The organism is Staphylococcus pasteuri (assembly GCF_030547725.1).
In the GTDB taxonomy this organism is placed as follows: Bacteria; Bacillota; Bacilli; order Staphylococcales; family Staphylococcaceae; genus Staphylococcus; species Staphylococcus pasteuri.
Window position 1 is genome coordinate 126,778 of record NZ_JAUOQO010000005.1, and the last position, 23,455, is coordinate 150,232.

21 protein-coding genes are annotated in these 23,455 nt (G+C 31.6%); 1 reads left to right on the forward strand and 20 read right to left on the reverse strand.

From position 1 onward, the window contains the following. Positions 1–5: 5 nt before the first annotated feature. The 9 genes from mutS to Q4528_RS07055 all read right to left on the reverse strand — a co-directional run bounded on the left by mutS (position 6) and on the right by Q4528_RS07055 (position 10,180). Positions 6–2,633: a DNA mismatch repair protein MutS gene (mutS, locus tag Q4528_RS07015; RefSeq protein WP_046466625.1), complete on the reverse strand. Its 2,628-nt coding sequence runs from the start codon at positions 2,631–2,633 to the stop codon at positions 6–8. A 205-nt stretch (positions 2,634–2,838) separates the two neighbouring features. Next, positions 2,839–3,330: an energy coupling factor transporter S component ThiW gene (thiW, locus tag Q4528_RS07020; protein WP_046466624.1), complete on the reverse strand. Its 492-nt coding sequence runs from the start codon at positions 3,328–3,330 to the stop codon at positions 2,839–2,841. A gap of 21 nt (positions 3,331–3,351) precedes the next feature. Continuing rightward, entirely contained in the window at positions 3,352–3,717 is a 366-nt protein-coding gene (locus Q4528_RS07025) for a YlbF/YmcA family competence regulator (protein WP_017638341.1), read from the reverse strand. A gap of 2 nt (positions 3,718–3,719) precedes the next feature. Next, positions 3,720–5,264, reverse strand: coding sequence for a tRNA (N6-isopentenyl adenosine(37)-C2)-methylthiotransferase MiaB (gene miaB / locus Q4528_RS07030; protein ID WP_017638342.1), 1,545 nt, complete (start codon positions 5,262–5,264; stop codon positions 3,720–3,722). A 199-nt stretch (positions 5,265–5,463) separates the two neighbouring features. After that, positions 5,464–5,760, reverse strand: coding sequence for a thiamine-binding protein (locus Q4528_RS07035; protein WP_017638343.1), 297 nt, complete (start codon positions 5,758–5,760; stop codon positions 5,464–5,466). Positions 5,761–5,817: 57 nt separating this feature from the next. Then, positions 5,818–6,441 carry a poly-gamma-glutamate hydrolase family protein gene (locus Q4528_RS07040; protein WP_017638344.1) on the reverse strand — a complete coding sequence of 208 codons (624 nt, stop codon included), beginning with the start codon at positions 6,439–6,441 and terminating at the stop codon, positions 5,818–5,820. A 174-nt stretch (positions 6,442–6,615) separates the two neighbouring features. Beyond that, positions 6,616–7,482, reverse strand: a complete 867-nt coding sequence (locus tag Q4528_RS07045; protein WP_017638345.1) for a 2-oxoacid:ferredoxin oxidoreductase subunit beta — start codon at positions 7,480–7,482, stop codon at positions 6,616–6,618. After that, positions 7,483–9,243, reverse strand: coding sequence for a 2-oxoacid:acceptor oxidoreductase subunit alpha (locus Q4528_RS07050; RefSeq protein WP_046466622.1), 1,761 nt, complete (start codon positions 9,241–9,243; stop codon positions 7,483–7,485). 142 nt (positions 9,244–9,385) lie between these two features. Next, positions 9,386–10,180, reverse strand: a complete 795-nt coding sequence (locus Q4528_RS07055; RefSeq protein ID WP_017638347.1) for a TIGR00282 family metallophosphoesterase — start codon at positions 10,178–10,180, stop codon at positions 9,386–9,388. Between the two features lie 163 nt (positions 10,181–10,343). Here Q4528_RS07055 and Q4528_RS07060 point away from each other — a divergent pair, with 163 nt between their 5' ends. Further along, positions 10,344–10,559 (forward strand): hypothetical protein, encoded by a 216-nt coding sequence (locus Q4528_RS07060; RefSeq protein ID WP_017638348.1) that lies wholly within the window; start codon positions 10,344–10,346, stop codon positions 10,557–10,559. Positions 10,560–10,698: 139 nt separating this feature from the next. Here the strand turns inward: Q4528_RS07060 and rny are convergent, their stop codons facing one another. The 11 genes from rny to Q4528_RS07115 all read right to left on the reverse strand — a co-directional run bounded on the left by rny (position 10,699) and on the right by Q4528_RS07115 (position 23,450). Then, positions 10,699–12,258 (reverse strand): ribonuclease Y, encoded by a 1,560-nt coding sequence (gene rny / locus Q4528_RS07065; protein ID WP_017638349.1) that lies wholly within the window; start codon positions 12,256–12,258, stop codon positions 10,699–10,701. Between the two features lie 260 nt (positions 12,259–12,518). Further along, entirely contained in the window at positions 12,519–13,565 is a 1,047-nt protein-coding gene (gene recA, locus Q4528_RS07070; protein WP_017638350.1) for a recombinase RecA, read from the reverse strand. 172 nt (positions 13,566–13,737) lie between these two features. Continuing rightward, positions 13,738–14,883, reverse strand: a complete 1,146-nt coding sequence (locus tag Q4528_RS07075; RefSeq protein ID WP_303521062.1) for a CinA family nicotinamide mononucleotide deamidase-related protein — start codon at positions 14,881–14,883, stop codon at positions 13,738–13,740. A 165-nt stretch (positions 14,884–15,048) separates the two neighbouring features. After that, positions 15,049–15,624, reverse strand: coding sequence for a CDP-diacylglycerol--glycerol-3-phosphate 3-phosphatidyltransferase (gene pgsA, locus Q4528_RS07080; protein WP_017638352.1), 576 nt, complete (start codon positions 15,622–15,624; stop codon positions 15,049–15,051). 31 nt (positions 15,625–15,655) lie between these two features. After that, a complete protein-coding gene (locus Q4528_RS07085; protein ID WP_017638353.1) occupies positions 15,656–16,048 on the reverse strand; it encodes a helix-turn-helix domain-containing protein in 393 nt (130 codons plus the stop codon). Between the two features lie 19 nt (positions 16,049–16,067). Next, positions 16,068–16,904, reverse strand: a complete 837-nt coding sequence (locus tag Q4528_RS07090; RefSeq protein ID WP_017638354.1) for a YmfK family protein — start codon at positions 16,902–16,904, stop codon at positions 16,068–16,070. A gap of 133 nt (positions 16,905–17,037) precedes the next feature. Then, positions 17,038–17,742 (reverse strand): elongation factor P 5-aminopentanone reductase, encoded by a 705-nt coding sequence (gene ymfI / locus Q4528_RS07095; RefSeq protein ID WP_017638355.1) that lies wholly within the window; start codon positions 17,740–17,742, stop codon positions 17,038–17,040. Continuing rightward, the gene (gene yfmH, locus Q4528_RS07100) at positions 17,742–19,028 is read right to left on the reverse strand and encodes an EF-P 5-aminopentanol modification-associated protein YfmH (RefSeq protein ID WP_046466621.1); all 1,287 of its coding nucleotides are present in this window, start codon (positions 19,026–19,028) and stop codon (positions 17,742–17,744) included. Before yfmH ends, ymfI begins: the two co-directional genes overlap by 1 nt. After that, a complete protein-coding gene (yfmF, locus tag Q4528_RS07105) occupies positions 19,028–20,305 on the reverse strand; it encodes an EF-P 5-aminopentanol modification-associated protein YfmF (protein WP_439848926.1) in 1,278 nt (425 codons plus the stop codon). The genes yfmH and yfmF overlap by 1 nt, the downstream gene beginning before the upstream one ends. A 26-nt stretch (positions 20,306–20,331) precedes the next feature. Continuing rightward, positions 20,332–21,045 (reverse strand): GntR family transcriptional regulator, encoded by a 714-nt coding sequence (locus Q4528_RS07110; protein WP_017638358.1) that lies wholly within the window; start codon positions 21,043–21,045, stop codon positions 20,332–20,334. Positions 21,046–21,047: 2 nt separating this feature from the next. Then, complete coding sequence (locus Q4528_RS07115; protein WP_108016798.1) at positions 21,048–23,450, reverse strand: DNA translocase FtsK; 2,403 nt, start codon at positions 23,448–23,450, stop codon at positions 21,048–21,050. Positions 23,451–23,455 lie beyond the last annotated feature (5 nt).

The following is a 23,455-nucleotide window of genomic DNA, read 5'->3' on the forward strand; positions in this document are numbered from 1 at the left end:
CACCTCTATTTTAATTGATTTTGTAATTCGCTTAATTTTACTAAAGCTTCTATTGGAGTCATATTTGATAAATTTAAAGATTTGATTTGTGCTTCTACTTCGCTTTGTTGTACTTCTGCATCAAATAAATTAAATGCCGCTTGTTCAAATGAAGACGTATTTTCTTGATTATTAGTATGTTGTACTGCATCTTGTGTCTCACTATTTGAGTTTGAATCTATAGCATCATCTTTTACTTCACTTTGTACAATCATTGGTTCTGGATTATCAGACTTCTGTTCGAATTCATCTAATATAACTTGTGCTCTTTGAATCACTTTATCAGGTAGATCAGCAAGTTTTGCTACTTGAATACCATAACTGTCATCAACAGCACCATCTTTTACTTTGTGTAAGAAGATAAGTTCACCTTTATATTCATTTGCAGCAACATGAACATTTTTCAAACAAGGTAATAACTGATCTAAAGTTGTAAGTTCATGATAGTGTGTAGAGAATAGTGTTTTAGCGTGAGATGTTTGAGCAACGTATTCTATCATGGCTTGTGCGAGTGCTAAACCATCATATGTTGAAGTCCCTCTACCTATTTCATCAAAGATAATTAAACTATCTTCTGTAGCATAAGTTAATGCTTTTTGCGCTTCTAACATTTCTACCATGAACGTACTTTTACCTGATACTAAATCGTCTGCAGCGCCAATTCGTGTAAATATTTGATCAAAAATTGGTAGCACTGCTGATTCACAAGGAACATAAGCACCCATTTGAGCCATAATGCTAATAATAGCGATTTGTCTCATATACGTTGATTTCCCTGACATATTAGGACCTGTAATTAAGTAAATGAATGTATCATTATCTAATTCACAATCATTTGGAACATAATCGTTATAATCCATCACACGCTCTACAACTGGATGTCTAGAGTTTTCAAGTTTTAATGTTTTGTTAACGCTAAATTGTGGTCTAACATAATTATATTTTTGAGCAATTTCCGCAAAACTTTGTAAACAATCTAATTCTGAAATGATTTTTGCCTGCTTTTGAAGTCGTTCTGTATACGACTTAATATGTTCTCTCAATTTTACAAATAATTGATATTCTAATTCTATAGCTTTATCTTCTGCGCCTAGAATAATATCTTCTTTTTCTTTTAATTCATCAGTAATAAAACGTTCAGCATTAGATAAAGTTTGTTTACGATTATATCCAAATTCAGAAGGTTCAAATCCTTGTAAATTGGCGCGAGTAATCTCTATAAAATAACCAAACACTTTGTTAAAACTAATTTTAAGAGATTTAATACCTGTGCGTTCTCTTTCTCTTGCTTGTAATTCAGCAAGCCAAGATTTACCATTACGAGATGCTTCTAAATACTCATCTAATTGTTGATTAAAACCTGTTTTGAACAATCCGCCATCTTTAACTGAGATAGGAGGCTCTTCTACTAAGCTATTTTCAAGCACTTCTAATAAATCATCTAATGGTTCTAACTCATCAAATTGAGTTATCTTGTCGCTTTCAAGCTGACTTAATAATTGTTTGATATTAGGAATCTCACTAATTGAATGTTTTAATTGTATTAAATCACGTGCATTAACATTACCGTAACTCACTCGACCTACAAGTCTTTCAATATCGTAGACTTGATTCAAATAATTTCTTAAGGTATCACGTTCAATAAAGTGGTTAATAAACTCATCAACTATATTCAATCTCTCTTCAATTTGCTGTTTATAAATTAAAGGACGATCTATCCACTGTTTAAGACGTCTTGCTCCCATTGGCGTTTTTGTTTCATCCATTAACCATAAAAGTGTTCCTTTTTTGGATTTCAATCTTATACTTTCAGTTAATTCTAAGTTTCTTTTAGCATAGAAATCCATTTTCATGAAATCAATAGCAGCATAATGTTGCACTTCTTCTAAATGTGATAAGTCTCTTTTTTGAGTATGATGGATGTAATCTAATAATAATTGAGTAGATTGATACATACCTTCATGTTCATTATTGTTTACGGAAAATGATTGGTTAGATATATCCTCACGAACTGTTATCGTTTCAGTAATCATATTAATTTGTCGTTGCATGTTTTCAGATAAAGTTTCATTTACTACAATTTCATTAGGATTAATCGTTGTAATTTCATTTAGTAAAGTAGCTTCATCTTTAAAATGTGTAGCTTTTAATTCACCTGTTGAAATGTCACAATAACTTAATGCATATTCTTGCCCTTGCTTAATAAAACTTAAAATATAGTTGTTTTGCTTCTCATCAACCCCACCTTGGTCCATTACTGTACCTGGCGTTACTATTCTAACAACTTCTCTTTTAACCATACCCTTTGTCTGTTTAGGGTCTTCCATTTGTTCACAGATAGCTACTTTATAGCCATTATTAATTAATGTTTCAATGTAACTATCAGCGGAATGATAAGGTACACCGCACATCGGTATTGGGTCTTCTTTTTTGGCATCTCTTTTAGTAAGCGTGATTTCTAATACTCTTGATGCTTCTTTAGCATCTTCGAAGAACATTTCATAAAAGTCTCCGAGTCTAAAAAATAATAAACAGTCATCATATTCTGATTTAATTTTTAAATATTGTTGCATCATTGGTGTCACATTCGACATAAAGTTCTTCACAACCCTTATTTTATAGTCTTTTTATTTTTATGAATTGAATCATTTTATGTAATTTTTACGTTCTTTTAACTCATCTATTTTAACATATTGAATATATTCTAGCCTATGAAGTTAATTTGATAATTAAAAAAAGTACGTACAAACATTGAACTGAGTCATTTCAGTTTCACTATGTATTGTACGTACTTAATTACTATTTTTGAAATCTATCTAAAAGACCACGTTTTTTTAATATAATTAATAACATGTAGCTAATTGCGGCACCTATAATACTAGACACGATAAATGCAGTCATTAATGGTTTAACAAAGAAGTTTTGTAAATTAAGTATCCATGCTAATGGAATACATATTAAACTTCCAATGATGCCTGTTCCAAGAACTTCTCCAACTGCTGCCATAAATATATGTTTACGATACATGTAAAAGAGGCTAGCTAAGAATACACCTATCATACTGCCTGGAAATGCAAATACACTTCCAGTACCAAACGTAACACGTAAAATGGAAGAAATTAAAGCTTGTGCAAGTCCATACCATGGTCCTACGAACACTGCGCAAAGTACGTTTACTAGATGTTGCATAGGCGCTGCCTTGATTGGACCAAGAGGGATGACAATGATACTGCTTAAAATGACATTTATTGCTATTAATAGCGCTGTTATTGTAAGTTTTCTAATATTCAATGCATTGTCTCCTTATCCAATTTATTTGTTATGATAACTTTCATTATGTTCATTCAAACGGTTTTCCATTGTTTTAATCATCATTTGTAGAAGATAATTGGCTTCATATTGAGATGTACGAAATTCTTCAACTATTGGTAATTCATTTATTTCGTTTTCCAACTGATGAATTTGGTTCTCTGATTGATTAAATGCTGTTGATTTACCATAGTTTTGTAAGTTTACTGATTGTTTTTGTTGCTTTTTCAATCGGTTCATTTTCTTTTCAATGGTTTTATTATTGTGAATTTGTGTTTCGATTGTTTGATAGTCTTTAATTACTTCAAGATTTTTTATTTTTTGGGCAAGTTGATCAGCATTCGATAGTATGTCCTCTTTATTATACATTATTATTGCATCACCAATTCTTTTTGATGTTCTCCTACGAAAGTACCATTTAATGAATATTGTTTCGCTTCATCTATTTTAACATCAACTAATTTACCAATCATTTCTTTTGGTGCTTTAAAGTTAACAAGTTTATTTTTTTCAGTATAGCCTGCTAAAACTGTATCATCTTTTTTACTTGATCCTTCACATAAAACCGTCACAATTTCGTTCTCATACTGACTCATTGCTTTTTGTGAGTATTCTCCAACTTTTTTGTTTAAACGTTGAAGTCTCTCTTTTTTTACATCAGTTGGTACATTATCTTTCATTTTAGCTGCAGGCGTACCGTCTCTTTGAGAATATAGATATGTGTATGCATGTTCGAATCCAACTTCATCATATAAAGTTAATGTTTCTTCAAACTGTTCTTCAGTTTCATTTGGATAACCTACAATGATATCAGTCGTTAATGCGATTTGAGGAATTGCTTCTTTAATACGGTTTACTAAGTCTAAATAACTTTCTCTCGTATATTTTCTTCCCATAATTTTTAGCACAGCATTGTTTCCTGATTGTACTGGTAAATGAATATGAGGTACAATGTTTCCTCCATTAGCAATCACTTCAATCATGCGATCTGTAAAGTCCCAAGGATGACTAGTTGTGAATCTTACTCGAGGAATATCAATTTTTGAGATATCCTCTAATAAATCACCTAATCCATAGTCAAGTCCCTCTATATCTTTTCCGTAAGAATTAACATTTTGTCCTAACAATGTAATTTCTTGATAGCCTTCTCTAGCTAATTCTCTTACTTCATCAATAATATCTTCTGGTCTACGGCTACGTTCTTTACCTCTTGTAAAAGGTACTATGCAATATGTACAGAATTTATCGCAACCATACATAATATTCACCCATGCTTTAATATGACCGTCACGAACTTTAGGAAGATTTTCAATGACATCTCCTTCTTTAGACCATACATCAACAACCATTGCTTTAGATAGATAAGCTTCTTCTAATATTTCTGGTAGTTTATGAATATTATGAGTTCCAAAAATCATATCTACATTTTGGTATGATTTTAAAATTTTATTAACAACAGATTCTTCTTGTGACATACAGCCACATACACCTATTAAACAATCTGGTCGTTCTTTCTTAAGATGTTTTAAATTACCAATTTCGCTAAATACTTTATTTTCAGCATTTTCACGAATCGCACATGTATTAATTAATATAATATCTGCTGTGTTAATATCTGATGTTGCACTATATCCTAAAGCTTCTAATATCCCCGCCATTACTTCAGTATCATGTGCATTCATTTGACAGCCATACGTTTTAATTAAAAATGAACGTCCTTTACCCATGTCTCGATATTTTTCATCAATTTGAAAGTCTCGATTATATTTTATCTCTTGTTTACCACGTTTTTTAGCTTCTTTTAAACTAGGTGGTTGATACACTTGTTCAAAATATTTACTATAATCCTTTTCTTCTTTACGATCACGTTCTGCTAAAATATTTATCGAACCAGCTTTTCTTTGCTCTTCATTCACTATTAAAAATCCTTTCTATATGCCCATATATCATTTCTACATTATATTAAATTTAACCACAAAGTGCAAAAAGCGTCTTATCAATATTTACTTCACAATGAATAAGGCTAAGACAACATTGATGCCTTAGCCTCTACTTTAGTCTATCTAATTCTAAAAGTAAGATTATTATCACAATGATTATAAAATTGTCATAAATCTATGCTTCGTCATACTTTCCTGTTAATGTTTCAATTTCAATACCTTCTGGTACATGATAAAACTTAACTTGACTAATTATACTAGGACATTCTAATTCTACCATACGTTGGTTTAAATTTTGGATTAATATTAGACATTCATTCATATCTCCTTGTACGGATGTTTCAAGTGGTCCGACACGATAGTGCATTCCCGATTGATCTATAATCTTAATTGCTTCATCTACATAAGGAATGACGTCTTCATTATTTGGTGTTTTAGGTATAATTTGAATACTCATTAATGTATCAACCATTTAATTTAGCTCCCATCTTATCTTTATTTATAATACTAGTTTAACATTTTTATTAAGTTAATCATGTAATCCTTCAACTGCCTTTACCAAAGCATTTGCAAATGTATATAAAAATTCATCCCAATTATCTTGATCTTCTCTGCTTTTACGATTTAATTTTCCATCTTTAAAAAAATGTTTCCTTAATGCATGCGTTATTTCAAGTTGAACTCCTGCTTGTATTTGAGTTTGATTAACTATATTTTCCTTTTGTTTACCCGACATCGTATGCGGGGCATGTTGAACGTCTACTTCAATATCTTTTAATTCAGAAGTTATTAACTTAATTAACTGTTTATCTTTACCGCCTATGTAAACGATTGATTCTTGGCCTGTACAACCATGTAATGAGATTGCGCGTTGACTTTTTTGAGTTAAGTCTTGTGCTATTTCATTATCATAGTGAATTGATGTGACATGTAACTCATTATTACCATGTCGTCTATCTCCCTTAAAGGTAAAATAGTTATATTCGTTGGTTTGTGCAGTCACAAAAGCAAGCTCACTAGTTGCAGGTTCGATACCTCCACCGTGTATAGCTAATATTGTAATGTCACTGTTATTATCTTCAGTTTCAATATGCCAATCTTTATCTTCTATTGTATTTTCTTGTAATTCTTTCATAGAAATAAATTTGTCCATATACCTTCTCCTTATATGACCTTTATTATCTATTCCACAATGTACAGTATTTTAATGTATATTTACAGAAAATTTATAATTTAATTCTATAGATTAATATGTTGTTTGCTTATAAGCTAATAATAAAATAGCTGCCAAATACCATTCTATTAATGGAATTGACAGCTATCCTCTCTATACAAATTGTTTAGTTAATTCATTAAACTTGTCTTCTGATATATGAATATCTTTCTTAGCTAATGGCGTTCCTTCCATTTCTTCAATCTGTGATTCATATGAAGGTGTTTCTGTATCTTGATAAACAATACCTTTTAACATAGATTCATGTTCTAAAACTGTTTGTATAGCTAATTGTTTATCCGTCGTATCATAATTTTCAATGTCATCAATACTTGTTAGATTTTCTTTGAACCAATCATAAGTATTAATTTTGTTATAAGTAACACATGGTGAGAATACATTTACGAATGAAAATCCATCGTGATTAATAGCATCTTCGATAAGTTTTGTTAATCCTTTAATATCACTTGAAAAACCTTGTGCTACAAAAGTCGCTCCTGAAGATAATGCTAATTCTAAAGGCGCTACATTTTTTTCAATGTTACCTTTAGGTGTAGATTTAGTCACAAATCCAACCGCTGAAGACGGTGAAGTTTGTCCTTTAGTTAAACCATATATTTGGTTATCCATAACGATATAAGTCATGTTCATATTTCTACGTAAGGCGTGAATAGTATGACCCATACCAATCGCATAACCGTCACCGTCACCGCCAGAAGCAATAACTGTAAGATCTCTGTTAGCCATTTTAACGCCTTGTGCTAACGGTAAAGCACGACCATGTATGGCATGTACACCATAGGCATTTATATAGCCTGATAATCTACCTGAACAACCAATGCCTGTAATAAGTGCAACTTCTTCTGGTTCTAACCCTACATTTGCGGCTGCTTTTTGTATAGCAGCTTGAACAGAGAAATCACCACAACCTGGGCACCAGTTTGGCTTAACATTATTTCTAAAATCTTTAAATGTAGCCAATTAGACCAACTCCTTTATTTCTTTTGCAACTTCGATACCTTTATCAACTATTTCATGTGGTAAGAATGGTGTACCATCATATTTAGTTTGATTTACTAATTTATTTTGAATATTCACGTTCATTTTAATAATATTTGCTAATTGTCCTTGATAGTTATGTTCTGCAATAACAACTTTTTGTGCTTTATCAATCGCACTTTGAATCGTTTCAGTTGGGAATGGATGTAATTGTCTGATTTGTAGTGTATTCACTGCGATATTTTGATTATTTAATCGTTGTGCACCTTCTTCGATAGCACCTTTACTTGAAATGAAACCAATATATAGAATATCAGCTTGTTCGTGATTTTCAGTATAGTCTACTGGTTTTTCTATAAGAAGATTTTTAGTTTTGCGCATACGTTTGTCCATTTGTTGTTGACGATTTTGTGCAGCTTCGCTTGTTTTACCTTCTTCGTTATGTTCAACACCAGTAACATGGTGAATACCACCTTTAGTACCAGGTATTGGTCTAGGTGAAATGCCACTTCCTGTTAATGCATATCTTCTGAAATATGATTTGACATCTTCTTCACGTTCGATATCAGATTGAATTAATTCTCCACGTTTAATTTTGATTTTATCATAGTCTAATTCTTTAACTGTTTGTTTACCTAATGATAATTGTAAATCACTTAAAATAATTACTGGACATTGATATTCCTCAGCTAAATTAAATGCTTCCATTGTTAAATAAAATGCATCTTCCGCATCTGTAGGGGCTACTACAATTTTTGGAATATCACCATGAGTACCATAAATCATTTGCATTAAGTCAGATTGTTCTTGTTTAGTTGGTAAACCTGTAGAAGGACCTCCACGTTGTGTATTTATGACAACAAACGGTGTTTCAGTCATACCAGATAAGCCAATTGATTCCATCATTAGAGATAATCCTGGTCCAGCACTTGCAGTAAATCCACGAACACCTGCATAATTAGCACCGATAGACATTGTCGCAGCAGCAATTTCATCTTCAGTTTGAACAACTGTTCCGCCAACTTTTGGTAAATTAGCAATCATGTACTCCATAATTTCAGAAGCTGGCGTAATTGGATAAGCTGACATAAATCTTGATCCAGCAGAAATTGCACCTAATCCAATTGCGTCATTACCAATCATATAAAGATGAGGATTTTCACTACTTTCTTGAAGTTCGAAATCGCCTTGAATATCTTCTAAATATTCTTTCATTAATTGATAACCTTGATTTAAAGCTTGTATATTCATTTCAACAACTTTGTCACCTTTTTTAGTGAACATGTTTGTAATTAATTCTTCAAATGTAGATGTATCTAGGTTCATTAATGCAGATGTAGCACCAATAGCTACCATGTTCTTCATTAATGCAGTTCCTAATTCTTTTGCAGTACTAGTAAACGGTAAATCTATAAGTTGTGCCTGACAATCATCAGGTTTTACTGGTTTTGCTTTTGAATCAGCAATAATGATACTATCTTCGCGCATTTCATGATGATTAACTTCTATAGTTTCTTGGTCAAATGCGATAAGTATATCTAAATCATCACTAATAGCATGTACTGGAGAAGTAGAGACTCTAATTTTATTATTAGTATGTCCACCTTTTATACGACTAGAAAAGTGTCTATAACCATATAAGAAATAGCCTTTTCTATTCATTGCAGTAGCAAATATTTCTCCAGTTGATTCAATTCCTTCACCTTGTTGTCCGCCCACTTTCCATGATATTTGTGATTTCATATCATAAGCCTCCTGTGGTTTTTAATTCATATTAAATGATAACAAAAATAACCACCGTATTACTATGTAAACAGTGGCATGTTTATAATTTCATACTAATGGACGATAGTCTTTTGTAACTATAATGTCACAAACATTTACTTTATAATTTCATAGGATTATCGTCATTAATTAATATTCTTTCAATATTTGTTGTTTTACCATTTTTATCTAAATCAATGATAACACCAGAAAGAACACTGCGTCCATTATCTGGTACAACATGACGTTGTGGTAAACTCGTAATAAAGCGCTCTATCACTTCATCTCTATTGATGCCTAATATACCATCATAAAAACCTGTCATGCCTACATCAGTAATATAGCCTGTTCCACTTGGTAAAATACGGTTATCAGATGTTTGAATATGAGTATGTGTACCCACTACTGCACTTACTCTACCATCTAAATACCATCCCATTGCATTTTTTTCTGATGTTGTTTCAGCATGAAAATCAACAAATATATATGGCGTTACTTTTTGAGCTTCTTCAATTAGTGCGTCAGCTTTTTTAAAAGGGTCATCTATATCCTGCATGAACGCTCTTCCTTGCAAATTAATTATAGCTAATTTTATTTCATTAATTTGAATAAAGCGCATCCCTACTCCAGGTGCTTCATCAGGAAAGTTGGCCGGTCTAACCATTCTTTTAGCATCATCAATAAATTCGTATATTTCACGTTGACCATAAGTATGGTTACCCATAGTCATAAAATCGACACCCTCACGAAGCAATTGCTTATATATCTTTTCAGTTAGTCCTTTACCATGTGCTGCATTTTCAGCATTTACAATGGATACAGTAGGACGATATTCTTGTTTTAATTTAGGTAAATATGTAGTTATTGCGTTTCTGCCAATCTTACCTACAATATCTCCAATAAATAATATTCTCATGCCTTGTTCATCCTCTCATATCATTAAGTTTAATAGATAGAACACTTTATTTAAAGTACTCTTTGTAAAATTATTTATCTGAATATTAACTGTCTTTGCTTTTTTATCAATATATATTATGTTAGTATATGTTTATAAAATATTTAGGAGTTGTAAATAATAAATGTCTATTAATATCGATCCTGAAAAGTTTGCAGAATTAGTAGTAAGTTCTAACCCATCTAAATCAGAAGATGCAGAAGATATTGCTAAAGAAAGTTTAAAATTATACATCAATGCATACCGTTTAGCAGAAAGATACGCTAATATCGCTACTAATTGCTATGACACAGCTGAAATTATTCAAGAATTGAAGAAAACAGATTTACAATTGAAGTAAAATGTTTAATACAACATTATGATTATACGAATATCTGACGATTGATTTATTTAACATCAATCGTCAGTTTTTTTATATAATCACAAATTTTGATAATAATTAAACCCCTAACTACACAATGAGTAATTAGGGGTTTAACTTATTTAGCATATTCTACTGCTCTAGTCTCTCGAACAACTGTCACTTTGATATGACCTGGATATTGTAATTCATCCTCAATTTGAGTTTTAATATCTCTAGCCAATCGGTATGATTTTAAATCATCTATTTCTTCAGGTGAAACTACTACACGAATTTCTCTACCTGCTTGAATTGCGAATGCTTTTTCAACACCATCATAACTTTCTGAAAGTGTTTCTAAACGCTCTAATCGACGAATGTAATTTTCTAATGTCTCTTTTCGAGCGCCAGGACGAGCGGCTGATAATGCGTCAGCTGCTGCAACTAAAATCGAGATAATTGATGTTGGTTCAACATCACCATGATGGGAATGAATAGCATTAATAATTGTTTCATTTTCACCATATTTTTTAGCTAATTCAACACCTATTTCAACGTGACTACCTTCAACTTCGTGATCGATGGCTTTACCAACATCATGAAGTAATCCAGCACGTTTCGCTAACGTAACATCTTCACCTAGTTCTGCTGCTAACATTCCTGATAAATGTGCTACTTCGATAGAATGTTTAAGCACATTTTGTCCATAACTTGTACGATAATTTAAACGTCCAAGTATTTTAACTAAGTCAGGATGCATGTTATGAACATTGATTTCGAATGTAGCTTGTTCACCAGCTTCTCTAATAATATCGTCTACTTCTTTTCTAGCTTTTTCGACCATATCTTCAATACGACCAGGATGAATTCTTCCATCAGAAACTAAGTTAACTAATGCTGTTCTAGCGATTTCTCGTCTAATAGGGTCAAAACCAGATAAAATGACAGCTTCTGGAGTGTCATCGATAATTAAATCGATGCCCGTAAGTGTTTCAAGTGTACGAATATTTCGTCCTTCACGACCGATTATTCGACCTTTCATTTCATCATTTGGCAAGTTTACAACTGATACAGTTGATTCAGTTGTATGATCTGCTGCTAACCTTTGTACTGTAGTAGCTAGCAATTCTTTTGCTGTTTTATCAACTTTTTCTTTAGCTTCTCTTTCTTTTTCCTTAACAAGTATAGCAATATCTTGTGACAGTTCTTCTTCTACTCGTTGAAGTTGCTCATTTACAGCTTCTTCTTGAGTGAGACCGGAGATGCGTTCTAATTCTTGTTCATGCTTCATTATTAATGTTTGAACACTACTCTCTTTTGCGTCTACTTGTTGTTGTCTTTCTTCAATTTTTGATTCTTTTTGCTCTAAAATCTCATCTTTTTTATCTAATAGATCAGATTTACGCTCTAAGTTCTCTTCTTTTTGAAGAAGTCGGGTTTCTTGTCTTTGTAATTCACCACGTCTTTCACGTAGTTCATTTTCAGTTTGTTCTCGTAAAATTTGATTTTCTTCTTTTGCCTCAAGCAATTTTTCTTTCTTAGTGTTGTCGGCTTCTTTGTGCGCTTGATTGACAATATCATCGGCTGTCTGTCTAGCCTGAACCTGCTTTTGATGCAATAAATTTCGGGCAACAACATACCCTACAACAACGCCTAGAATTATACCCAGCAAAATGAGTAGGAGGCCTAATAAATTCACATAAACACCTCCTTTATCTAGGGTTTGCTCTGTATATCAAAATCAATATGATTATATGAAATTATATAAGAATCATACATACTAATTGTACGGTTTTACACTCAGAAGTGTCAAGATATCAGTGCTAACTTATAAGTATTATAAAGAAATTGAGTTGTTATTTTACAAAATGTTATTTTGATTTATTTCAGTTAATGATAAATAAAAAGCAGTTTCTATATAATATCTATAGAAACTGCTTTTGAAAAATCCAATTTATTTTATTCTTCATCAAATAAAGACTTTGGCGCCTCTTCTTCTTTTTCTTCTACGTCGCCATCAAAAATTCCAAGTTTTTGACGTAATTTTTGGTCAATTTCTTCTTTAATTTGTGGGTTTTCTTTAAGGTAGGATTTAACATTTTCTTTACCTTGTCCCATTCTATCTCCATTGTATGAATACCATGCACCTGATTTATCTACAATTTCATTTTCAACACCAAGATCAATAAGTTCTCCTTCTTTAGAGATACCTTGACCATACATGATATCAACTTCTGCAACTCTAAATGGTGGCGCAACTTTATTTTTAACTACTTTAATCTTAGTTCTATTACCAACAATTTCTTGTCCTTGTTTTAATTGTTCAGCACGACGAACTTCTAATCGAACAGAGCTATAGAATTTTAACGCTCTACCACCAGGAGTTGTTTCTGGGTTACCAAACATAACACCAACTTTTTCACGAATTTGGTTAATGAAAATAGCTGTAGTGTTAGATTTAGAAATAGCACCAGATAATTTACGTAACGCTTGTGACATCAATCTAGCTTGTAAACCAACGTGTGTGTCTCCCATTTCACCTTCAATTTCAGCTTTAGGTGTTAATGCAGCTACTGAATCGACTACAACGATATCTACTGCACCACTACGAACAAAAGCTTCTGCAATTTCAAGGCCTTGTTCCCCGTGGTCAGGTTGTGAAAGATATAAATTATCAATATCCACACCTAATGCTTGTGCGTATACAGGATCTAAAGCATGTTCAGCATCAATAAATGCTGCAACGCCGCCATTTTTTTGTGTTTCAGCAATAGCATGTAATGCTACTGTTGTTTTACCAGAACTTTCTGGACCATATATCTCAATAATTCTTCCTTTAGGATAGCCACCTACTCCTAATGCGTTATCTAACGTAACTGAACCACTTGATGTACTTGAAACTCTACGGCCTTTATTATCGCCTAATTTCATTACTGCACCTTTACCAAATGATTTTTCCATATTTTTTATTACTGTATCTAGAGCTTTTTGACGTTCGTTATCCAAAGCGAGACCTCCTAAATTGCGAATGTTTTCTGTTTAATATCTTAATTCATACTATACAAGCTTTTAAATAAAATTACAAGCGATTTGCGAATATTTGTTCGTGTTATTTTATAAAACACACAAACAAAAACGAACAAACGTACTATAAAATAGTACAGAAACTAATATAATTTTATTGTTCTAGCCATTTTAATAATTTTATTAATGCATAATTTTGACTTCTGCTTCTTAATAAATTTCTATTTTGAGACATTTTAAATGATTCAATATCTAATTTATCATCATTGAGGATACCCAAATAAACATCTTTTTCATTATGCAATAAAGTAATACCCTTCTCTGTTTTAAATAAATCTTTTACATATTTAGCAGTCATATATAATTGTTCATTTATATCTAGTTCATGATCAACAAATTGTGGTGAATCTGGTAATGCGCCTTTTAATTGATCTTCTGTATCTTCATTTTTTAAACGTGTATATAATGCTCCATTGGTAACACCATCATAAATTGAAAATGTACTATCCATGTGATTCATTACAGCCGCTTCTAATGTTGTATCGTCTGAACCATAATAATATTCGCCAATGCGATTTAATACTTCTTCTTTTGTTGGTTGAATTAAATCTCGACATTGCTGTTGGGTTTCAGCATTTGCTGTTAATCTGATATATACTTCATGAGAACCGGCTAGTGGCGCAATAGTAGGATTTGTTTGCTTATCAATTAAATCCATTAAGATTGTTTCTACTTTAGATTCGCCAATGCCAGCAAATTTAAGTTGTTCTGAAAAAATAACTTTATCATCATCAAGAATATATGGTAGTAATTCATTTTTAGCCATAGGTTTCATTTCTTTTGGCGGTCCGGGTAATAATACTACCTTTTTACCTTCATTTTCAACTAACATACCTGGTGCCATTCCATTTCTATTAGGAAGAACAATTGAATCTTCTATTACTAATGCTTGCTGTTTATTATTAGGTGTCATTTCTTGACCTTGGTCTTCAAAATAACTTTTAATATAATCTAATGAGGCTTCATCAGTAACTAAATCTTTGTTTAAAACTTTTGCGACTGTATGTTTCGTTAAGTCATCTTTTGTAGGTCCTAAGCCGCCTGTCAGAACAAGCATGTCAAAACGTTCTAAACCTTGACGAATAATATATTCTAAACGCTCTGGGTTGTCACCAATAACTGTATGTTCTACAACATTTTTTCCAACACCATTAAATAATTTAGACAAATATTGTCCATTAGTATTTGCAATTTGTCCTAACAGTAGTTCTGATCCAACAGCTATAATCGAAATATTCATAACACATTACTCCCCTTTAATTCTCGAATGTATGCAATATCACTATTATAAACGTTTATAATAGTAAAATCTAAGAATGAGGATTCCACATCAAACAAGATACTGAATCTGTTGTAAAATATAAAAAAACGAGTTGAAACGATACCATTTCAACTCGTTAATTATTTAATGTTTAAATACATCTCTGCCTTTGTAGAAGTATTCAATACCAGAAAGAATTGTAAAGAATACACCGATATATAATAAAACTTGTCCAATTGGGAAACCAATCCAAGTTGCTAATGGATCACCTAATAAAATCCAAATAATAGCAACCATTGTTACTGCAGTTTTAATTTTACCTAGTTGCCCTGCAGCACTTACAAAGCCTTGTTCAATTTGTAGTAATCTAAGACCTGTAACTGCAAATTCTCGTGCAATTATTATAATTGCTACAACAGAGTTAGTTAAATCTAATTGAACTAATACAATCAATGCACTAGCAACTAATAATTTATCAGCTAAAGGATCTAAAAATTTACCCATATTAGTTACTAACTGCCATTTACGTGCTAAATATCCATCGGCAAAATCACTTAATGATGCAATAATGAAAATAATTGCTCCGATAAATAGTTCTATTTTTATATCATATCCGCCTAAAAATGACATTTTCCCAAAACCAAAATTAACTAAAGCAAATAAGATAAACACTGGTATAAGTATAACTCTGAATACCGTAATCTGATTCGGTATATTCATTTTTCAACCTCATTTCTTAATACATTTTTCTTTAAAATAATAATACTGCTAAAATCCATAAAGCTAATGTTACTAATGTAACTAAAACAATAATAGCTGCAACTTGCAATGGTTCCATAGATTTACTTCGATAAGGAGGCGCTTCTTTATTAGCGAACGAAGTTATCATGTCGTCTAATTGAATATGATGTTGGGGTATTTCATCTTGATGTGCTTGGATTAGTTGGTTGGGTTCAATATTAACAACATTGGCATACTTTCGAATGAAACCTTCAGCATAATTACTATTAGGTAATTGATTAAATTCATTGTTTTCTATTTGTTCTAGTGTATGACGTTTAAGTTGCGTTCGTTGCTCCAATTCATTAAGAGTCATTCCTAATCTTTCACGTCTACCTTTTAATACTTCGCCTATCGTTTTCAAAAATATGCCTCCTTAAATCCTATTCAAAAAATCCAAATCCTCCACCAAATGGATCACCAAAATCTAAATTATTTTTACTTTTAGTTTGAGCTGTTTGTTTCTTCATTTCTTCATATTGAATTTCCTGATCTTTATTTTCACGTAATTCAATAATATAGTCAAAATCATCCATGCTATAGTCACATGATTCAACAAATAAATCTGGATGCTCCACTACTTTCACTGAAGGAAGTGTCATTATCTCTCTAACTAAATCTTGGTGTTTCGTATTAGATTCTCGAGCTGTAACTGCTCCGTCTATAATATAAACATGGTTCGAATCATATTCGCCTTTAATTAATGAACTTCTAACTGTTTGTTTAATTAATGTTGAGCTGATAAATAACCATCGTTTATGGGCACAAACACTACCTGCAACGATTGATTCCGTTTTACCAACTCGTGGCATACCACGAATTCCGATTAATTTATGTCCTTCTTCTTTGAATAATTCTGCTAAGAAGTCAACAAGTAAACCTAAATCTTCACGTTCAAAACGAAATGTCTTTTTATCATCGGCATCCTGTTCGATATAACGACCGTGTCTAACAGCTAATCTGTCTCGCAATTCAGGTACACGTAATTTAGTTATATCGATTTCATTAATTTCTTTAACGATTTGTTCGAATCGTTGAAATTTTTCTAATTTATCAGTTTTAATTAATAATCCACGTTTACCTTGATCAACGCCATTAATAGTAACGATACTAATGCCTAACATCCCTAATAAACTCGAAACGTCTCCTAGCAAACCAGCACGATTCATTGTAATTTCGTATTCTAGATACCATTCTTTTCTTCTCTCAGCCACTGACACGAGAATCCACCCCTTGTTTAAACACAACTATAAAATAGACTATACTTTGATTAATAATACTCACATTATAACATCGAATTCAATATCATGTACTACAAAGTTCATGCAAAAATTTGGAGCTTTCAAGTAGTTATTACAAATACCAACCACCGTTAACTTTTTGAATGGTGCCAGTAATACTTTTAGCCATAGGATGATATAAATATGAACAAGCATAAGCTATTTCATTAGGTGCAATCATACGGTGTTGAGGAAGTTCATCTAAAATTTGGTTGAGTTCATCTTCAGACCATTTGTCACTCATATTACCTGATACAAAACCTGGCGTAATTGCATTAACAGTCACTGATGTTTGTGATAATTCTTGACTTAATGATTTTACGAACCCTAGCTGAGCACTTTTCATTGTCGCATAAATTGTTTCCATACTCGCACCAGTTTCTCCCCAAATTGAAGAAATAACAATGATTCTTCCATTTTCACTTTGTCTCAATGTATCTACAAAATAACGACTTATTCTGATGAGTTGGTGGACGTGAATCTGATAAGTCATGTCAATTTGTTCATCAGTCATGTCTTGAAGCATACCGTATAATGCATTTCCTGCAGCATAAATAATACAATCAAGTTGCTGAATATGCCCAAATAAATGGTCTAAATTAACATTACCTGATAAATCGCATTGAATTAAATTAACTTTTTTATTTTGATACTGTGCCTTTAATTGGGTCTCATCGGACGTGTTAAATTGTAGATCGACTTCATATCCATCAATTAATAATTGTTCAACAATTGCTGTTCCTATTGAACCTGAACCACCTAATACTAGAGCTCTCATTATGGTTTAATCTCCAAGCGACTATCAACGATTTCATCTAAATTTAAATATAGTTGTGATGTCTCGTTGACACTTTCAAGCGTAATATTTTCAACAATATCTAACATATCAAAGACACTAACTCCTTCAAAGTATAGCTTTGCGTATTGATTCGCAATGTACTCAGGAGAATTAAGACTCGAAATAAATTCGCCGATAAATTGTTTTTTCAGTAATTCAAAAGCTTCAATATCTGAGAGATTACCTTGATTTTGTTTCAATTGATTTAAAAGCAATTGTTTTAATTGATCTGGATTAGTTGTGGCACTTGTAATTATAGAAAAACTATACGTCGGTTCTAAAACAAATTGATATCCAAATGTTTCATCAATTAAATCATTATTAAGTAATTCTTGATAAAATTCAGTCTCTTCTCCAAAAATAAGTTCATAGAAAAATGTCATTTCTAAATCACGTTGTACATATTTTTCAGGAGATTCTTCTAATGGTTGATTTTTAAATCCAAGCATCAATTTAGGGGATTGTAGTTTCATTTCTTCAGTTACAAAATGTTGATTCACAGATTGAGGTTCATCAATTTTAGCACGTTCGATTTCAGGTTGATTTGTTTTATCTCGCTGATTTTCATGTTCCTCTACAATATCAACAATATATTCTGGATCTACGTCACCTACAACAAAAAGTACCATATTAGATGGGTGGTAGAATGTTTCATAACATAAATATAAGTCATCTTTAGTAATGTCATAAATACTTTCAACACTACCCGCAATATCCACTCTAATTGGATGATTTGTATACATCGCTCTTAATGTATTAAACATTAATTTATAGCCAGGTTGTTCTTGATACATTTTGATTTCTTCTGCAATAATACCTTTTTCTTTATCTACAGTTTCTTTTGTAAAATAAGGCGTCTCAACCATAGTCAGTAATCGTTTAATATTATTTTCTAAGTGATCAGTAGCACTAAATAAGTAACTTGTACGATCAAAACTTGTAAATGCATTCGCTTGTGCATTGTCTTCAGCAAAAGCAGTAAATAAATCTTCCTCTTCTTTTTCAAACAATTTATGTTCTAAAAAATGTGCTACGCCATCAGGGACTGTCACAAATTCATTCTGGCCAAGAGGTTTAAAACGACTATCTAGTGAGCCAAATTGAGTAGTATACGTTACAAATGTTTTTTGAAATCCAGGTTTAGGAATGACAAATAAACGTAAGCCATTTTGTAATTCATGTTCATAAACTTTTTCATCTATGACCTCATAGTAATGTTGTTTCACTACTCATTCCCCCCTTTCGTTAATACATAAATCGAATCTAAAACTGCTTCATTTACAAGATCTACGATATCTTTCTTAGTAACTTGATTTATGTTATTCAAAAAGTCTTCGTCAGTTTGTGGTTCATCTAACAGAATCTGATTATGTAATATTTCTATAATACTTTTGGGTCTATCTGTAGATTCGTGTCTTTGGGACGTAATGATTTTTTTAGCTAATTCAATTTTACCTTCTTCAAATTCACCTTTTTTAAATTTATCGAACTCTTCTAAATTTGTTTGTTTAGCAACTTCATATTTATCTGCTGATACACCACTAAGCACAAATAGATAACCATTTTTACCATCAATTTGTGAATGAATAGAATAAGCTAAACTTTGTCTTTCACGTACCTCGTTAAATAGTACAGATGAAGGATCTCCGCCAAACATAATATTAAACACTATAAAAGCATAGTAATTATTTTTACCATAATGCGTTGGGAAACGATATCCTAAATTTAGCTTTGCTTGATCAACATCATCAGTCTCAACAATTGGATTCGGTATGTTGCTAGCATTTTCTAATTGTTTATTATCATTTGAAGTTGTCTCAAAAATAAATGGCTCAATATTAAATTTAGTATTGATTTGGTCAATAACTTGTTGTTGATTAACATTACCTACAACATAAACAGCACAATAATCATTTTGAATCATTGATTGATATGTATTATATAAGGAATTTGGAGTCACTTTAGATATTTGTTCAATTTGACCTGTTGCTAAATATTGATAAGCTTCATTTTCAAACATATTTTCTAACAATTTTAAGAATGAATATTGCGCTTTATTATCAATCATAGCTTCTATTTTTTTACTAAGTAGTGATTTTTCTTGTTTAACAAATTTTTCGTCAAATTGTTGATTATGTATTAATGGATTCCATATTAATTCATTTAATAAATCTAACCCTTGTTCAAATAATGGGGTTTGGTCTTTGAGATAGCGTTCATTTACGATTTCAAGGGAAATTGTAATAACATGTTTATCTTTAAATTTAGAAACAAAACTATTCACATAAGCGCCATAAAGTTCAGACAATCGACGATTCAAAGCCTTATCGTCTTGCCACTTTTGAGAAGCTCTTACTAGTACTTTACTAAGCACTGATCGTTCAGTAATTGTTTCATAATCAAGTGGTGCCATAAATTTAAATGTTATCGTTGTAGTTTTAAATTTTTCAGTTGGCATCACATGAATATGTTTATTTTTATTATTTTGCTTTTCTTTATCCAACTACTTTACCTCCAATGACTTTATCATTATTTTTCTTTTGTAATTCTAAATTTCACTAAACTACTTTTCATATAATTTAAAGAATATAAAATCGGATTCTTTTCTTCATCATAATGTGTTACTTTGAGTAACATTAATCCTTCATGTGGTGAGGCATTAAGTAATTCTGATATATGAGGTTCATAATTAACCGCTTCTAAATCAGTTTCTGCATAAGTTACTATATGACCTGTTGCATCTTTAATTGCATTTAACATTGAACCATTACTTTCTTGGTAACCCGTACATGTTAAATAGTCCTTCGCAATTTTATCTAAACAATACACAACCGGTTGGTGATTGGCAGTTTTTAATCTTTCTATAATAGTAACTGGTTGTTTTTCGCCAATTCCTAAACGTTTAGCATCTAAAATGGTTGCTGGTTGTTCATCAAAATTTAAATATTCAGTCCCAGATTTAAAACCAGCACTTTTAATCATTTCAGTTATACTAATCAATTCATTTAAGGGATAAAAGAAAGGGGGCAGTGATTTCACACTTGTACCCTCTTCAAAATTATCAACTATCACTTGTTCAGTGATAAGTTCATTTATCCCATCATAAACATCATCTGTTTTTATTTGAAGTTCACGAGCAATTGATAAATTACTTGGTAATTTACTTCCATACTCTAACTCTCCAGATTTAATTTTATTTAAAATGTATTGTTTTACTCTATATTTAGCATTCATTTCCGACATAATTACACCTCATCTTTATCAATATCAACTAAAATTTGTCTTGGTTTACTTCCCTTTTGAGGACCTATAACTTGATTTCTCTCAAGATCATCCATGAGTCTTGATGCTCGGTTATACCCAATTCTAAACTGTCTTTGTAATAAAGATGTACTTGCTTTTTGTTTTTCTATAACAAATAAGTAGGCTTCATCATATAACGCATCTTCACTTTTCATTTCTGACTTATCTACTGGTGCATCAGGTTCCATTTCTTTAACATAATTAGCTTGTTGTTGTTCCACTACATAGTTGACTACATCCTGTACTTCTTGGTCACTTAAGAATGCACCCTGTATTCTTGTTTTAGTTGAATCACCATTTCCAACGTATAGCATATCACCTTTACCTAGTAATTTTTCAGCTCCTCCAGAACCTATAATCGTTCTTGAGTCTGTTTGTGAACTTACAGCAAAGGCAATTCTTGATGGAATATTATTTTTAATTATACCAGTAATAACATCTACGGACGGTCTTTGTGTAGCAACAATTAAATGAATACCTGCTGCACGTGCCATTTGGGTGATACGTTGAATAGCATTTTCTACTTCTTTACCAGCAACCATCATTAAATCAGCTAATTCATCTACAATTACAACAATATAAGGTAATTCTGCTTGTTTTTCATCTAATTCTTTATTTTGATTTCTAATATATTGATTATATCCTTCTATATTTCTTGTAGAAGAATGTTGGAATAAATCATAACGTCTTTCCATTTCCGCTACAATCTTTTCTAAAGCTTGTGCCGCTTTATGTGGGTTAGTTACAACTGGTATTAATAAATGCGGAATACCATTGTACACATTTAATTCTACCATTTTAGGATCAATCAACATAAGTTTAACTTCATGTGGCTTAGCATTTAATAACAAACTAGTAATTATTCCATTAATGCAAACAGACTTACCACTTCCGGTAGAACCCGCAACTAATAAATGGGGCATTTCGTTTAATTGAATAGTAATTGGATCTCCTGAGATATCTCTACCCAATCCGACTTCTAATTTATCATTAGAAGGGAATTTTTCTTCTAATACTTCTTTCAATGCAACTAAAGAGATCTTATCATTTGGCACTTCAATACCTACAGCTGAACGTCCTGGTATAGGTGCTTCAATACGTACATCCTTTGCAGCTAAAGCTAAAGCAATATCATTATGCAAATTAACGATTTTATTTACTTTCACTCCTTGTGCTGGTTGAACTTCATATTGTGTAACGGCTGGTCCGATTTTAATTTGAGTAACTTTTGCATCAACACCGAAGTTTTTCATTGTAGATTCTAAAACTTGACCTTTACGTTTAACTTCTGCTTTTGACGTTGATTGTTTCTGAGCTGGTTGCTTTAATAATGATAATGGCGGTACTACATAAGAAACATTCATTTCTTCTCCAGCTTCAGAAATAGAATTTTCATTTTGGCTATCATCATTTTCATTATTTTTTGATTGAGTTTGATGTTCTATTTCAGAACGATCATTATTCGTCTGTTGTTCTTTATTGCTTGGTGTATTGTCATTTGCTTCATGATCAAATAATCGTTTTTTACGTTTTGGTTGTACTGTCTCTTTCTCAGAATCACTATGACCATATATAGGTATATCACTGTCTTGTTGTACTTCTGGTAAATCTGTAACGTCTTTTACTACATCATTTTCTTGTGAACGATGGCGCTTTTCGATTCTTTCTGCTTTATTTTTAGCTTTTTCTTCTTTTTTAGATTTATTATTTTGTCGGTTTTCTTTTAAATTTTGAGAAGCTGATACTGTAGTAGTTTTTATACCTTCTAATATTTTTTTAGATACATCACGATGTCTTAAGTTTAATAGCAAAATAATGCTTGATGCTAAAAGTAAAATCGTAATAATGATAACACCGACAATAGAAATGAGCGGAATACAAATTTCTAGTAAATAATAGCCAATCAATCCGCCACCAAAATTTGGAAAATGATTATGTTCATATGATTTATAAACATAAGACAATACTGGTTCTCTTTCAGAAACGATACCTTTACTAAAGTGATAATATAGCTGAGCTATAAATAGTAATGCAAATTGTAATGTAATTGAACCTACTGTTCTTCTTGTTTTAGGTATTTTCTTAGAATATGTGATAAAACCTGTTGCTAATAAAATTAAAATATATGTTAAATATCGACTCATTCCGACAAAATAATTAAAGAAACTATCAATCATTCGTCCTATGATGCCTAATTGAAAAGCACCTAAAATGATTAAAATAACCACAACGATAGCAATAATATATCTTAATGGACTCTCAGTTTGCTTTTTCTTTGTGGTTGTTTTCTTTCTAGTTGTATTTGTTTTTTTCTTTGTCGGCGATTTTTTCTTTGCTTGTGGCAAATTGG

Bases quoted from the DNA above. Each gene is read 5' to 3' on its own strand.
- ymfI (WP_017638355.1), bottom strand. From the start codon at position 17,742: ATGAGAGCTCTAGTATTAGGTGGTTCAGGTTCAATAGGAACAGCAATT.
- Q4528_RS07110 (WP_017638358.1), bottom strand. From the start codon at position 21,045: ATGTCGGAAATGAATGCTAAATATAGAGTAAAACAATACATTTTAAAT.
- Q4528_RS07035 (WP_017638343.1), bottom strand. From the start codon at position 5,760: ATGGTTGATACATTAATGAGTATTCAAATTATACCTAAAACACCAAAT.
- Q4528_RS07050 (WP_046466622.1), bottom strand. From the start codon at position 9,243: ATGAAATCACAAATATCATGGAAAGTGGGCGGACAACAAGGTGAAGGA.
- Q4528_RS07075 (WP_303521062.1), bottom strand. From the start codon at position 14,883: ATGAATATTTCGATTATAGCTGTTGGATCAGAACTACTGTTAGGACAA.
- Q4528_RS07040 (WP_017638344.1), bottom strand. From the start codon at position 6,441: ATGGACAAATTTATTTCTATGAAAGAATTACAAGAAAATACAATAGAA.
- Q4528_RS07025 (WP_017638341.1), bottom strand. From the start codon at position 3,717: ATGTATAATAAAGAGGACATACTATCGAATGCTGATCAACTTGCCCAA.
- Q4528_RS07055 (WP_017638347.1), bottom strand. From the start codon at position 10,180: ATGAGAATATTATTTATTGGAGATATTGTAGGTAAGATTGGCAGAAAC.
- pgsA (WP_017638352.1), bottom strand. From the start codon at position 15,624: ATGAATATACCGAATCAGATTACGGTATTCAGAGTTATACTTATACCA.
- mutS (WP_046466625.1), bottom strand. From the start codon at position 2,633: ATGTCGAATGTGACACCAATGATGCAACAATATTTAAAAATTAAATCA.
- Q4528_RS07060 (WP_017638348.1), top strand. From the start codon at position 10,344: ATGTCTATTAATATCGATCCTGAAAAGTTTGCAGAATTAGTAGTAAGT.